The following is a 14,158-nucleotide window of genomic DNA, read 5'->3' on the forward strand; positions in this document are numbered from 1 at the left end:
CCGGCAGTAATCGACACCGAACAGCGAACACAGCAACCGAACCTCGAAACAGGAGAACACGACCGATGACCGACAGAAAGGAGTTCAGAGACCTCGCCGACCCGGAAACCGCCAGAGACGCAATCGCCAGCCTCGACCTCACTCCCGACCCGGAGCGGGTCGCGCTCGCCGACGCGCGCGGCCGCGTCCTCGCCGAGCGCGTGGACGCCGATATCGACGTGCCGGGGTTCGACCGCGCGAGCATGGACGGCTACGCGGTGCGCGCCCGCGACACCTTCGGCGCGGACGAGACCGACCCCGAAAGCCTCGAACTCGCGGGGACCGTCCATGCGGGCGAGGAACCCGACGTGGAAGTCACGGAGGGCCGCGCCGTCGAAATCTCGACCGGCGCGGTGATGCCCCCCGGCGCGGACAGCGTGGTGATGGTCGAGCGAACCGACGAGTCCGAGGATGGAAACAGCGTCGCGGTCCGCACCGCCGTCGCGCCGGGCGACAACGTAATGCTCGCGGGCGCGGACGTGGCGGCTGGCGAGCGCGCGCTTGGACCCGGAACGCGGCTCACGGCCCGCGAAATCGGCCTGCTGTCGGCGCTCGGCGTCGATTCCGTCCCGGTTCGCGGAAAGCCGACCGTCGGCATCGTCTCGACCGGCGACGAGTTGGTCCGGCCGGGTGAGGAGGTAGACAGCGCGGCGGGCCAGATTTACGACGTGAACAGCTACACCGTCGCGGCCGCCGTCGAGGAGGCGGGCGGCGAACCGACGCTCTACCCCCACGCGGGCGACGACTACGACGAGATGGAGCGCATCCTCCGCGAGGCCGCCGACGAGTGCGATCTCGTACTGTCGTCGGGGTCCACGAGCGCGAGCGCGGTGGACGTGATTTATCAGGTCATCGAGGAGCGCGGAGAGTTGCTCCTCCACGGCGTCGCCGTCAAGCCCGGCAAGCCGATGCTCGTCGGGCGATTAGCGAACTCCGAGTCTGCCGGTGAATCCGCCTACGTCGGCCTACCGGGGTATCCCGTCTCCGCGCTCACCATCTTCCGGACGTTCGTCGCGCCAGCGATTCGGCGCGCGGCCGAGGTCCCCGAACCAGCCACGGCGACCGTCGAGGCCCGAATGGCCACCGAGGAACGCTACGGCGAGGGTCGAATGCGACTGATGCCGGTCGGTCTCACCGAGACCGGTCCCGGCGAGTCGGGCGATGGGGACCTGCTGGCCTACGTCGTGGACAAGGGGAGCGGCGCGACCACCAGCCTCGTGGAGGCCGACGGCGTCGTCTCGGTCCCGGCCGACACCGCCTACCTCGCCGAGGGCGAGTCGGTCGAAGTGCAGTTGTTCTCGCCGGACGTACGCCCGCCGAGCGTGTTGGGTGTCGGTGAGGACGACCCCGCCTTGGCGCGCCTGCTCGACGCGCTGGAGCGACCGCGCTATCTCTCGGTCGGGTCCCGCGTGGGGCTTCGGAAGCTTCGAGACGGCGTGCCCGACTTCGTGGTCACGTCCGGCGACTCGGCGAGCGACCGACAACTCGACGCGAGCGAACTCGCCAGTTACGAACGCGAGTGGGGTCTAGTCGTTCCGTCCGGGAACCCCGAGGAAATCGCGGGTCTCGCGGACCTCGTTGACCGTGACCTGCGATTCGTCAACCGGGGGTCGGACTCGGGTCTACGGACCACGCTGGGCGAGACTGTGGCCGACCTCGCCGACGAACGCGGCGCGACGCGCCACGACCTCGTGGAGTCCATCGACGGCTTCGAACTCGCGGCGAAAGCCCACGAGAGTCCCGCCAGAAACGTCGCCGCCGGACGGGCCGACGCCGGTCTCGGCCTGCGCACGACCGCCGAGAAGTTGGGTCTCGGCTTCGTGTCTGTCGGCACCGAAACGGTCCGCGTGCTGGCGAACCCCGACCGCACGGCGAAGGCTGGCGTCCGGGAACTCGACGCCGCGCTGGACGACGAACTCGACGGTATTCTCGCCGACTTGTCGGGATTCGAGCGGTAGCGTCCGGCGACAAAGTCACTCCGAGTTCGGCATCGCCAGCAACTCGTCGAAGCTCTCCACGCGATAATCGCCCAGCACGCACTGTTCGCGGCGGTGGTGGCCGTGGCGCTCGACGTGGATGGCGTCGAGTCCGGCGTTCCAGGCCGCGCCGACATCGCTCGCGCCGTCACCCGCGTAGACGCCGTTCGACGACTCGCCGCTCGCTCTGCTCGCGGAGACGCCCTCTCCACTCTCGCGGACGCCGAGTTGTTCCATCGCGTGGTGCATCGGCGCGGGGTCGGGTTTCCAGCCTAACTCCTCGTCACAGCAGATGACCGTATCGAACCAGTCGCGGATGCCGAGTTCGTCCAACACGGGATTGGCGAGGAACGGTTGGCAGTGGGTGACGAGGCCGACCGGGCAGTCCAACTCGCCGACGAACGCGGCGTCGTCGTAGAGATACGTCTCCTCGGCCCGGCGCTGGGGGTCCTCGATATCGTGGAACGCGGGCCAGAACTCGTCGGGGTCTATCTCCCACTCGCGCAACTGGTCGTTGCGGTTCCCGCCTAGACCGTGCCAGAGGATTTCGGCTTCGCGGTCCGAGAACTCCCGACCTAGACGGACCCCGACCCTGTCGAACACCGAGCGCGGATACGACCAGTCCACGTCGATGAGGGTGCCGTCCAAGTCGAGCAGCCAGTAATCGTACTCTCGGGCGACCATAGGGACAACGGAGTAAGCGCTCGGGTAATTTAAACGTTTTCCGGAGTTGCATCGACTCTCTCATACATCTGCCTTACCGCTGTACCTCGACGGAACTCCCGAGATACTTGTTCAGCACGTCCGAGACCGAGTCCGCGTTGAACGTCCCGAGGTCGCCCCGAATCTCGTCTTTCAGCGCATCGAGATACTCCTCGTCGGTCTCGAACGCGCGGTACTCGACCGACAGTACGGTCACGTCCAGCGCCTCCTCGGTCAGTCGCCGGAAGTGGCGGTCGTCGTTTATCTCCCCGCGCCAGAGGTTGTCTCGGAAGAACAACCACCCCTCATCGCCCGGCGGGTCGGCGTCGCGGGCGAGTCGCGTCTCGAACTTGTTCGGTTCGACCGAGACGCCGCCGGTCGCGGGGTCGAGGCGAAACCGAACCGCGAAGACGTAGCGAGCGTCCATCGTGGGGCTTACCGCAGGTCGTCGGTCAGTTCCGCCATGTGGATGTCGTCGTCGGTGATACCGCCCGCCTCGTGGCTCGTGAACCGGATTTCGACCTCCTCGTACCGAATCTCGATGGTCGGGTGGTGGAACTCCTCCTCGGCGATTTCGCCGACTTCGGCGGCGAACGCGACGCCTTGGAGATAGTCGTCGAACTCGAAGACGCGCACGATTTCGTCGTCCACGCGCTCCCAGTCGTCCGGGATTTTCGTCGCTATCTCGTCGTCGGAAAGGGTGTCGGCCATGTGTAGTGGTTGGGCGTTCTCGCTCAAAAAGGTCGGTGTCGAAATCGAAGGCGAACCGCCGAGCGGGAGTCGTCTCGTGGTGGCGCTCCGGCGACGGCCGCCGCTCTCCGCGAAAGTAGTGGCGACGGGAAAACTCAGTCGTCGTCGCCCGCCATCGTCGCCCGCACGTCGTCGGGCATCCGTTCGGCCATCTCGTCGGGAATCTCGCCAGCCATCTCGCGGACGAACTCCGGCGGTTCGCCCTCGCGTTCGTCGCCGAAGTCAGGGTCGAATAGCCGGAGCGCCGTGTTGATAGTCGTCCAGTCGTCGTCGGCCGCGGCGTCGCGCAGGCTCTTGGTCGGCGGCGCGAGCAGTTGGGAGATGAGCGCGTCGGCCATCGCGCCGATGACTTCCTGTTGCTCTTCCGAGATGTCGCCGTGAGCGTCGAGTTTCGAGAGGGCTTCGGAGACTTCGCGCTCCTTGATGCGCTCGGCGCTCTCGTACATCGCCGAGATGACCTCGTCGGCGCGCTTGCGCTTGTAGCTCTCCAGCAGATGCTCGAACTCTCGGTCGATCATCGCCTCGACCGACTCGGCGGCCGTCCGGCGTCGGCGCTCGGTCGCGTCGGTCACCGACTCCAGCGACGCCATGCCGTGGAGAGTCACGCCGTTGATAGCGTCCACGGCGGGCGAAACGTCTCGCGGTTGGGCGATGTCAACGACGACCGTCTCGCCGGAATCGCGCAGGTCCTCGGCGTCGAGGACGTGGCCCTCGCTCCCCGTCGCCGAGACCACCACGTCGGCCGCGTCGAGACCCGAGGGAAGTCCGTCGAGCGCGAGCGCACGGGCGTCCTCGTGAGCCACCGCGTCGGTGAGTTCGGTCGCGCTGTCGAGCGACCGATTTGCGACGTACAGCGTTCCGACCGGGGCGTCGGCGAGCGCGTGGGCCGCGATGGTGCCCATCTCGCCCGCGCCGACGACCAGCGCCGTCGCGTCGTCGAGGTCGGTCCGTTCGTCCAGTAGCTTCACGGCGGCGCTCCCGACCGAAACCGCACCGTCGTTGATGGCGGTCTCGGTCCGGGCGCGCTCGCCGACGTGGATGGCCTTCGTCACCGCGTCGTCGAGCATCGGGCCGAGCGTGCCGACCTCGCGGGCAGATTCGTAGGCGTCTCGGACCTGCCCGAGAATCTGGTCCTCACCGAGGACGAGCGATTCGAGTCCGGCCGCGACCCGCAGGAGGTGGCGAAGGCTCTCTTCGTGGCTCATCTCCACCATCGAGTGGTCGCCTACGTCGGGCGCGAACTCCGCCAGCACGGCCCGTCCGGTCGCCTCGCTGTCCGTCACGACGTAGGTCTCGAACCGGTTGCACGTCTGGAGGACGAACGCCTCGTGAACGCCCGGCACGTCGGCGATTCGTTCGAGAATCGCGGTCTCGTCGGCGTGGTAGGCTGACTCCACGTCGTCGAGACTCGCGCGGTCGTGGCTGATTCGAATCCCGGAGACGACGCCGCTCGTCGCACTCACGGGCATCGCCTCCCCAATCGCGTGTCAGAGAGATAGATTCCGAGAGTCATGTTGTCACCCTTTGAGTCACCCGTCGCACCGCTGTTATCCGTGGCTTGGTACGGCCAGTACGTAAACCCTTCCAAACGAGACACGTCCGCGGGTATCCCGGTTGGTCGAACTACCCTTCGACGCCGGTCACTTCGAAGCCGAGGTCCCGAATGCCGTCGAGGATGCCCTCGTGGTCGGCGCTGGCCTCGTAGTAGAACACCATGTCGAACGAGCCTTCCCGGAGGAGTTGTTGACACTCCCAGACGAACGACTCGTCGTCCAGCGTCAGGCCTTGATGCTGGTTCGACGCGAAGTCGGTGTCGTCGGTGCCCGAGTAGACGAAGGTGTCCGTGGGTTCGTGGCCTGCGTGCTTAGCGATAACGTCGCCCACGTCTACGGTCGCTTGGTGCATCTCGGTCTCCTCGTCGCCGCCGTAGTCGGTGTGGACGACGGCCCCGTTGAGTTCGATGTCGCCGGGTTCAAGCAACTGCTTCGTCCGCCGATGAAGCTCCTCGTCGAGTGCGTCTTCCATACTCGAAGCAAGCCGACCGGTCGTTAAACGCCCTGCGGTTCATCGGAGAACGGCCGGTTCGAGTGCGAGTGCCGCCGCTGTTCGGTCGGCATCAATAAAAACTCAGTTCTACGCGATGCGTTTACAGGCGTTCGAGATTCTTCGCGCGCGGACCCTTGTCCGCCTGCTCTATCTCGAACTCGACTTCCTGCCCCTCTTCGAGGTCCGGACCGCCGATGTCTTCCATGTGGAAGAACACGTCTTCGTCAGCGTCCTCAGTGTCGATGAAACCGTAACCGCCAGTGTCGTTGAAGAAATCAACCGTACCTTTCGCCATTGCATCTGTCCCAAGACGTTCCACAGTTAAAAAGGTATCCCCCTCGCCGAAGGTAGTGGCCGTCTCGCGCTCCGACTCGATTCGTGTTCGCCTTCGTTCGGAACTCGTTTGTCTCTACTCGTCCTCACCGCGGTGGTCGAAGACGCGCTTGACCTTCCCGACCTCGGTTCGGTCCACGACGCCCGGCCCGACGACCTCGATTTCGTCGGGTTTCACTTCGAGGGTTTCTTCGAGTTCCCTGCGAATATCTCGCTCCAGTTCGTCGTGCGTTCCCTCGTAGTTCTCGTCGTACTCCACGGTGAGTTCCATCGTGTCGAGATTCCCTTTCCGGTAGAGGTCGATGCGGTAGTGGGGCGCGACGTGTTCGATGTCCACCATCACTTCCTCGATTTGGCTCGGGTAGACGTTGACTCCGCGGACGATGAGCAGGTCGTCGGTCCGCCCGGTCACGTTGTCCATCCGGGCGACGGTCCGGCCGCAGTCACACTTTTCGTAGGTCAGCGAGGTCATGTCGCCGGTACGATAGCGCAGGACCGGCAGGGCCTCTTTGGTCAGACTCGTCAGGACGAGTTCACCCTCCTCGCCCTCCGGCAGTGGCTCGCCGGTTCGGGGGTCAACGACCTCCGGGAAGAAGTGGTCCTCCCAGACGTGAAGCCCGTTCTGAACCGCCTCACACTCGATGGAGACCCCCGGCCCGATAATCTCCGAGAGACCGTACACGTCTACCGCCGTCACGTCGAGGGCTTGTTCTATCTCCTCGCGCATCGGGTCGGTGAACGGTTCCGCGCCGATGATGACCGTCGAGAGCGGGAGGTCGCGGGGGTCGATGCCGCGCTCCTCGGCCGCCTCGGCGAGGTAGAGGCAGTAGGAGGGCGTCGCCGACAACACGTCGCTCTCCATGTCCTGAAGCATGTCCAACTGCCGAGCGGTGTTGCCCCCGCCGGTCGGGATGACGCAGGCTCCCAACTCCTCGACGCCGTCGTGGAAGCCCAGACCGCCCGTGAACAGCCCGTAGCCGTAGGCGTTCTGGACGACGTGGTCGGGACGGACGCCAGCGGCGTACAGCGACCGGGCCATCACCTCGCGCCAGACGCCCAAGTCCTCCTCGGTGTAGCTCACAATTTTCGGCTTTCCGGTCGTGCCCGAAGAGGCGTGAATCCGACTCACATCGTCGTGTCCGACCGCGAACAGGCCGTCAGGGTACTCGTCGCGGAAGTCCTCCTTCGTCGTGAACGGAAGCTTCGAGATATCTTCGACGCTCTCGATGTCGTCGGGTGAGACGCCCGCCTCCTCCAGCGCCTCGCGGTAGAAATCGACGTTCTCGTAGGCGTATTCGACGGTCTCGGCGAGTCGTTCGCTCTGTAAGTCGCGCAACTCCTCGCGGGGAGCGGTCTCCACGTCGTTGTAGACCATGTGCAATAATCATTCGCAAGGCGGGGTCTAAACTGTTTGGTCGGCAAGAGGTCGTCCGACCCCAGCGTCGTGACTGCCCGGATTCGATTACGCCGTCGCGTTCGCCCACGTCCGGTTCGGGCCGCCATCCTGCGGTCGGATGTGGGAGCAACTACCGTCAAGGGGACCCGTGTGACTCCCCGAACAGCCCGCGTACTCGCCGTCGTGGAGCCAGAGGACTCGTTCGCCGTGGGCGTCGGGTAGGATGCCTTCCGGACTCCCGCCGCTGGCCGTCACCTTGATGCGGTACTGGACGCCCATCTCGCAGGACGACTTATTCGTGGCGAGCGAGTCGTTCGCCATCCCGCTCGCGTTCGCCGCGCCTGCTTCGTCCCTCGCACTCGCCGCACCCGCATCGCTCCCGTGGGACTCGACGTGGACCCGGAAGGTACTCAGGTCGGCACCCGGCGGCGAGGTCCGTTCGACCCACGCCGAGAGGTCGGCGTCGGGGTCGCCGGTCTCGATGAAGGTCGTCTGTGAGTAGGGACCGTCACCGCTGGAGGAACCACTGCTATACGTTCCGACTACGTTGTGACACCCCGAATCGAGGCGTTCGAATTCTGCGACTTCCATCTCGGTCGGACCTGTGTGGTCCGAGAATCCGGGGAGTGCGTTGACTGCACCGGGTTCGCCGCCGGTCAGAAGCAGTCCGACGACGAGCGCGAGGAGGAGCGCGTCTTTCAGTTTCCGTGCGTCGAGGACCATACCTCGCAGTTCCCTGCTGAGAAGGTAAATCCCTTGTCGTTTCAGAAGACGAACTGGACGACGACCAGCGTGACCGCGCTCACGACCACGAGCGTGAGTGCGAGGACCGCCAGCGGTCGAACCCCGGTCTCGCGCAGGTCGTCGAGCGCGACGCTCGTGCCGAGTCCGGCGAACGCCACGAGGAACGCCGCCTGATAGGCCTGCTCGATGCGGACGAGTTGGGCGTCGTTGAAGACGCCCGCGCTGGCCAGCAAGACCATCCCGAGGAAGCCGAAGACGAACTTCGGGAAGCCCGCCCAGAGGTTCCGGAGGAAGGTGGCGGCGGACACGGAGTCGCCGTCGGACGGCGACCCCGCGTCCGTGTTCGCGTCCGAACTCGACTCGCCGTCGGCGTAGGCCACCGAGTACGCCACGACGAGACCGCCCAGAAGGACGTTTCGGGCCAGTTTCGCCACCGTGGCCCACTGGCCAGCGACCTCCGAGTAGGCGAACCCGGCGGCCGTGACGGGACCCGTGCTGAACATCGTCAGCCCCGCCCAGATGCCGAACACGCGGTCCGGAAGCGCGAGGAACTGTCCGAGCGCGGGATAGGTAAAGAGCGTGAGCGCGTCGAAGACCAGAATCGTGCTGGTCGCGTAGGCGACGTGTTCTTCGTCGGCCCGGATGGTCCCCGCGACGGCGACGACCGCCGAGACGCCACAGACGCTCGCGCCCGCCGCGACCAGCGACCCGAGTCGTCGCTGGAGGTCGAACCCTCGCGCGAGCGCCTCCGCGATGGCGAGCGTGAAGACGACGACGCCGACGACCGCGACGAGAAGTTTCGGCCCGGCGTCGAGGAGCGCGTCGAGCGAGACCCGGACGCCCATGAGGACGATGCCGACCTCCAGCCAGCGCGCGTAGGTTTCGACGCCGGGCGCGAAGCGACGCGGGACGCCGACGGTGTTGGCGAGAAGACCACCGACCAACACCGCGGCGAGAAGCGCGGGAATCGGGGCGACTGAACCCAGACCGCGAGCGAGGAGTGCGAGGGCGGCGAGGAGCGCGAGACCGGGAAGCAACTCTCGGAGCGAGGACGACATCTTCGAGAGCGCGAAGCGCGACGCCATCGTCAGCGAGCGACCCGCGCCGCCGGGACCGCGAGGCGGCCGACCGTCGTCGCTCGCGGGCGGCCGGGGTCGGACCGCCGCTGACTCGTCGGGTTGCCCAACTCCCGCGATACCCGCGCTCGTGCCATGCTCGTTCCGAACTGGCGGCCCGACCTGCGTTAGGCTTTCGGGTTCGGCACGAGTCGGTCGAAGGCCCGGAGATACCGGTGTCGCGCGCGAGGACGCCGAGGCGCGAACCGGCCGACAACGGCAAGTATTTCCTTCGAGAGGTGACAGTGACACGCATGCGTGACGCCTATCTCGTCGGCGCGGCCCAGACAGACTTCGGGTCGTTCCCCGACGAAAGCTATCGGTCGCTGTTCGCCAGTGCGTTCGAGGCGGCCCGCGAGTCGGTGCCCGCGGGTCTCGATTCGGACGACGTGGACGAGGCGTTCGTCGGAACCCTCGGCGTCGGCGGTCGCCAGTTGGGGCTGTCCGGTCCGGCGGCGACCGAACACGTCGGTCTCCACGGCATTCCGACGACGCGAGTCGAGAACGCCTGCGCCGCCTCGGGGTACGCGGTCAGACAGGCCGTGCAGGCCGTGCGCTCGGGCATGGCCGACGTGGTTCTCGCTGGCGGCGTCGAAATCATGACCGACGCCTCGGGCGATGCCACGAAATACTGGCTCGGCGTCTCGGGCGAGACCGAGTGGGAACGACTCTCCGGAACGACGTTCGCGGGCGTCTACGCCCAGATGGCCGACGCCCACATGGCCGAGTACGGGACTACGAGCGAGCAACTCTCGCACGTCGCGGTGAAGAACCACCGAAACGGCGCGAAGAACCCCCACGCCCAGTTGGGCTTCGAGTGTTCGCTTGATGACGCCGAGAGCGCCCAGACCGTCGCCGACCCGCTGACGCTGTATCACTGCTGTCCGACCACGGACGGGGCGGCCGTCGCCCTGATTGCCAGCGAGGACGCCGTGGACGAGTACACCGACGACCCAATCCGGGTCGCCGGGGTCGGGGCCGCGAGCGACGCCGTGGGCCTGTTCCAGCGCGACAGTTACACCGGCATCGAGGCCTCCCGGCGCGCCGCGGAGACCGCCTACGACCGGGCCGGAATCTCCCCGGACGCCATCGACTTCGCGGAGGTCCACGATTGCTTCTCCATCGCCGAGATTCTGGCCTACGAGGACTTGGGTTTCTGCGAACCCGGCGAGGGCGGCCGACTCGCGGAATCGGGCGAAACCGCGCTCGGCGGCGAGTTGCCGGTCAACACCTCGGGCGGTCTCAAGTCGAAGGGCCACCCCATCGGCGCGACCGGTGCGGGTCAGGTCGCCGAGGCGTTCAAGCAACTCTCGGGCGACGCCGGAAATCGGCAGGTCGAGGGCGCGAGACGCGGCCTGACCCACAACGTCGGCGGGAGTGGCGGGGCCGCGGTCGTTCATGTTTTCGAGCGCGAGGCGGAGGTGACAAAATGAACCGTCCGAGTATCGAGGCGGTCGGAGCCTACGCGCCGCGATTCCGCGTCTCGGCCGAGGCGTTTGAGGAGGCGTGGGGCCAGTTCCACGCCGCCGGAGTGAACGAAAAGGCCGTGCCCGACGCCGACGAGGACGCGGTGACGATGGCCTACGAGGCCGCCGAGCACGCGCTCGACGCGGCCGACCGCGCGGGCGCGGACGTGGCCTTCCTCGCGCTCGCGTCCACGACGCCGCCGCTGGCCGAAGAAGACCTAAGCGCCCGCCTCGGCGGAATGCTCGGCGTTCCGTCGGACGCCACGCGCCACGTCTTCACGGGAAGCACGCGTGCCGGGACGCGGGCGCTTGACGCCGCGCTCTCGGCCGGACCGTGGGATAGCGAGGCGTCCCTCGAAGCGTCTTCGCCGGACGCCTCGAACGCCTCCGACGCTTCGGACGAATCGGTCGGACTCGTCGTCGCCGCGGACTGCCCGCGCGGCGACCCCGACAGTGACGAGGACCACGCTGCCGGAGCGGGCGCGGCGGCGTTCGTCCTCTCGGGCGCGGGCGCGGCCGAAATCCGCCAGCGCGCCGAGTACGCCGAGGAGTACCCTGGCACGCGCTTCCGGCCTACGGGGTCGGAGACCGTCGAAGGTCTCGGCGCGACGGGGTACGAGCGCCAAGCGTTCACCGAGACGCTGGCCGGAGCGGTGTCGCAGTTGGACCTCGGCGACGTAGACGCCGCCGCGGTACAGGCCCCGAACGGCAAACTCCCCTACCGCGCGGCGGGCGCGCTCGGCGTCGAGACCGACGCGATTCAGCAGTGCGCGACGGTCCACGAGTTGGGCGACACCGCCGCCGCGAGCGTTCCGCTCGGACTCGCAAAGGCACTTGCAGAGGATGAAAAACAGGTTTTAGCCGCGTCGTTCGGAAGCGGCGCGGGCGCGGACGCCCTGCTGGTCGAGAATCGGGGAATCCCCTCGTCGCTCGCGCTCGGCGACGACGAGCAAGTGAGCTACGCCGAGTACCTGCGCAAGCGCGGGGAACTCACCTCGGGACCGCCCGACGGCGGCGGGGCGTACGTCAGCGTGCCGTCGTGGAAACGCACGCTCGACCAGCGCCACCGACTCCTCGCGGGCCGGTGTCCCGACTGCGGCGCGCTCAACTTCCCGCCGGAAGGCGCGTGCAACGACTGCAAGACCCTCGTCGAGGAGTACGACGAGGTGGAACTGACCGGCGAGGGGCGCGTCGAGGCCGCGACGGTCATTTCGCAGGGCGGCGCGCCCCCGGAGTTCGCCGAGCAGCAGGCCCAGTCGGGCGACTTCGGCGTGGCCGTCGTGGCTCTGCGAGGACCGGACGGCGGCGAGGCGAGCGTTCCGGCGCAGGTGGTCGCGGCGGACCCCGAGGACGTGAACATCGGTGATTCCGTGGAGACGACGATGCGGCGTATCTACACCCAGGAGGGCGTGACGAGATACGGGTTTAAAATTCGCCCGCAGGGAACGCAGTGACCGAGGACGAATTTAACTCCTCCACACGACCCCGCCAGAAACCGATTACACGAACGCGAGTTATCTTTCACAGCATCGATAGATAAACGCTTAACCGCGCTCCGGTCGCCCAATCCGACATGAACGACCTGCAAGTCGCCGTGTTAGGAGCGGGAACGATGGGCCACGGCATCGCCCAAGTGTCGGCGATGGCCGGGCACAGCGTGACGATTCGGGACATCGAGCGGGACTTCGTGGACGACGGCATCGACGCCATCGAGGAGAACCTACAGGGCGGCGTCGAGCGCGACAAGGTGTCCGGCGACGAGAAGGCCGCGACGCTCTCGCGCATCTCCGGCACGACCGACCTCGCCGAGGCCGTTTCGGACGCTGACCTCGTGGTCGAAGCGGTCCCGGAGGACGTGGACCTGAAGAAACAGACTTTCGAGGATGTGGAGGCGGCCGCGCCCGACGACGCCATCATCGCGTCGAACACGTCCTCGCTCCCCGTGACCGAAATCGTCTCCGCGCTGGACGACCCCGGTCGGGGAATCGGCCTGCACTTTTTCAATCCGGTTCACATCATGCAGTTGGTCGAAATCGTCGTCGGCGAGCAGACCGACGACGAGACGGTCGAATTCGTCACCGAGTTCGTGGAGAACGTGGGCAAGACCGCCATCGAGGTGCAGGACACCGCGGGGTTCGCCTCCTCGCGCCTCGGGGTCGCCTTGGGAGTCGAAGCGATGCGGATGGTCGAGGAGGGCGTCGCCAGCCCCCGCGACATCGACCAGTCGATGGAGTTGGGTTACAACCACCCGATGGGACCGGTCGAACTCGGCGATGTGGTCGGACTCGACGTGCGCCTCGACATCCTCGAACACCTCCGCGAGGAGTTGGGTGAGCGGTTCCGACCGCCACAAATCCTGCGCCGGAAGGTCCGCGCCGGGAAACTCGGCAAGAAGACCGGGGAGGGATTCTACGTGTGGGAGGACGGCGAAATCGTCGGCACCAGCGGCGACTGGGGTGACGACGAATGACTGGCGAGAACGCCGGAGACGCCGACGAGCCTTCGCCCGGCAGTCCCGAAGCGGTCGCCGCGGAGTGCGAGACCGTCGCGGTGTCGGTCGGCGAGCGCGTCGAAGGCGTCGCCACCGTCACGCTCTCGCGGCCGGACGCCCGGAACGCACTGAACGCGCAACTCCGCGCGGAGTTGAAGGACGTGCTGGACGCCATTGAGCAAAGCTCAATGAGCAATCGGACGTCGTCCGATGACGCCATCGAGGCCAGCGACGTGCGCGTGGTCGTCCTGACCGGCGACGACGAGTCGGGCGCGTTCGTCGCGGGCGCGGACGTGACCGAACTCCGCGAGCGCGGTCCGCTCGAACAGCGCGAGGCCAGCAAGCGCCCGCGGGTCTACGAGTACGTGGACGACCTCGAACAACCGGTCATCGGCGCGCTCAACGGTCACACCCTCGGTGGCGGGTGCGAACTCGCGCTGGCCTGCGACACCCGCATCGCCCACGAGGGGGCCAAGCTGGGGCAACCGGAGATAAATCTGGGCATCATGCCCGGCGGCGGGGGAACCCAGCGACTCCCCCGACTCGTCGGCGAGGGCCAAGCGATGAAGCTGATTCTCTCGGGCGAACTCATCGACGCCGAGGAAGCCAGCGACATCGGTCTCGTGGACGAGGTCCACGGCGATGCGGAGTTCGAAGACCGGGTGTACGACCTCGCGGAATCGATGGCCGAGAAGAGTCCGCTCGCGCTGGAGTTCGCCAAGAAGGCGGTGAAGGCGTCGAGTCGGATGGAGTTGGAGCAGGGCATCGAGTACGAGGCCGAACTGTTCGCGCACCTGTTCGCCTCCGAGGACAAGAACGAGGGCATCGACGCCTTCTTCGAGGACCGCGACCCGGAGTGGGAAGGGAAGTAGTCGAATAGCGATAGAGAGACTGTTACTCGTTTATTTTTGAGGTAGTTCGATTCGTCTCTCGAAACGCGAGCGTCGGAAGAGTCGGACGGTCAAGAGAGCTAGCTTCAGGCTTGAGCCAATCATACCGCAAACCGCCCCGCACCGCGGCCGCGGACCTCACGCCTCCCCAACCGATTGCGTTGTCTGCGAACCGCGTCCGCAGATCAGCGAGACGCGAAGCGTCTCGCA

Annotated in this window: 15 protein-coding genes; 5 read left to right on the plus strand and 10 right to left on the minus strand. The window is 66.8% G+C overall.

Annotation, left to right across the window (positions count from 1 at the left end):
• The first annotated feature begins 65 nt into the window (after positions 1-65).
• Positions 66-1,997 carry a molybdopterin biosynthesis protein gene (locus EP007_RS03070; protein ID WP_128476251.1) on the plus strand — a complete coding sequence of 644 codons (1,932 nt, stop codon included), beginning with the start codon at positions 66-68 and terminating at the stop codon, positions 1,995-1,997.
• 15 nt (positions 1,998-2,012) lie between these two features.
• Here the strand turns inward: EP007_RS03070 and EP007_RS03075 are convergent, their stop codons facing one another.
• From EP007_RS03075 to EP007_RS18095, 10 genes are all read right to left on the minus strand, one after another.
• Complete coding sequence (locus EP007_RS03075) at positions 2,013-2,699, minus strand: HAD family hydrolase (RefSeq protein WP_128476252.1); 687 nt, start codon at positions 2,697-2,699, stop codon at positions 2,013-2,015.
• A gap of 73 nt (positions 2,700-2,772) precedes the next feature.
• Entirely contained in the window at positions 2,773-3,144 is a 372-nt protein-coding gene (gene lwrS / locus EP007_RS03080) for an LWR-salt protein (protein WP_128476253.1), read from the minus strand.
• A gap of 8 nt (positions 3,145-3,152) precedes the next feature.
• Positions 3,153-3,428 carry a 4a-hydroxytetrahydrobiopterin dehydratase gene (locus EP007_RS03085; RefSeq protein ID WP_128476254.1) on the minus strand — a complete coding sequence of 92 codons (276 nt, stop codon included), beginning with the start codon at positions 3,426-3,428 and terminating at the stop codon, positions 3,153-3,155.
• A gap of 134 nt (positions 3,429-3,562) precedes the next feature.
• Positions 3,563-4,930 carry a glutamyl-tRNA reductase gene (gene hemA, locus EP007_RS03090; RefSeq protein ID WP_208023523.1) on the minus strand — a complete coding sequence of 456 codons (1,368 nt, stop codon included), beginning with the start codon at positions 4,928-4,930 and terminating at the stop codon, positions 3,563-3,565.
• 160 nt (positions 4,931-5,090) lie between these two features.
• A complete protein-coding gene (locus tag EP007_RS03095; RefSeq protein WP_128476256.1) occupies positions 5,091-5,492 on the minus strand; it encodes a DUF5778 family protein in 402 nt (133 codons plus the stop codon).
• Between the two features lie 121 nt (positions 5,493-5,613).
• Positions 5,614-5,808, minus strand: a complete 195-nt coding sequence (locus EP007_RS03100; RefSeq protein ID WP_128476257.1) for a cold-shock protein — start codon at positions 5,806-5,808, stop codon at positions 5,614-5,616.
• Positions 5,809-5,922: 114 nt separating this feature from the next.
• Complete coding sequence (gene paaK / locus EP007_RS03105) at positions 5,923-7,221, minus strand: phenylacetate--CoA ligase PaaK (protein ID WP_128476258.1); 1,299 nt, start codon at positions 7,219-7,221, stop codon at positions 5,923-5,925.
• An 87-nt stretch (positions 7,222-7,308) separates the two neighbouring features.
• On the minus strand, positions 7,309-7,965 hold the full coding sequence (locus tag EP007_RS03110) for a hypothetical protein (RefSeq protein WP_128476259.1): 657 nt from the start codon (positions 7,963-7,965) through the stop codon (positions 7,309-7,311).
• A gap of 41 nt (positions 7,966-8,006) precedes the next feature.
• Complete coding sequence (locus EP007_RS03115) at positions 8,007-9,071, minus strand: YeiH family protein (protein ID WP_243700437.1); 1,065 nt, start codon at positions 9,069-9,071, stop codon at positions 8,007-8,009.
• A 2-nt stretch (positions 9,072-9,073) separates the two neighbouring features.
• On the minus strand, positions 9,074-9,199 hold the full coding sequence (locus tag EP007_RS18095; RefSeq protein WP_281062931.1) for a hypothetical protein: 126 nt from the start codon (positions 9,197-9,199) through the stop codon (positions 9,074-9,076).
• Positions 9,200-9,355: 156 nt separating this feature from the next.
• Between EP007_RS18095 and EP007_RS03120 the strand changes: the two genes are divergently transcribed.
• The 4 genes from EP007_RS03120 (at position 9,356) to EP007_RS03135 (ending at position 13,930) form a co-directional block, all read left to right on the plus strand.
• A complete protein-coding gene (locus EP007_RS03120; protein WP_128476260.1) occupies positions 9,356-10,534 on the plus strand; it encodes a thiolase domain-containing protein in 1,179 nt (392 codons plus the stop codon).
• Positions 10,531-12,021, plus strand: coding sequence for a zinc ribbon domain-containing protein (locus tag EP007_RS03125; RefSeq protein WP_128476261.1), 1,491 nt, complete (start codon positions 10,531-10,533; stop codon positions 12,019-12,021). The genes EP007_RS03120 and EP007_RS03125 overlap by 4 nt, the downstream gene beginning before the upstream one ends.
• Positions 12,022-12,149: 128 nt before the next feature.
• Positions 12,150-13,037: a 3-hydroxyacyl-CoA dehydrogenase family protein gene (locus tag EP007_RS03130; RefSeq protein ID WP_128478488.1), complete on the plus strand. Its 888-nt coding sequence runs from the start codon at positions 12,150-12,152 to the stop codon at positions 13,035-13,037.
• A complete protein-coding gene (locus EP007_RS03135; protein WP_128476262.1) occupies positions 13,034-13,930 on the plus strand; it encodes an enoyl-CoA hydratase/isomerase family protein in 897 nt (298 codons plus the stop codon). Before EP007_RS03130 ends, EP007_RS03135 begins: the two co-directional genes overlap by 4 nt.
• Positions 13,931-14,158 lie beyond the last annotated feature (228 nt).

Source organism: Halorussus pelagicus (genome assembly GCF_004087835.1).
Lineage (GTDB): Archaea > Halobacteriota > Halobacteria > Halobacteriales > Haladaptataceae > Halorussus > Halorussus pelagicus.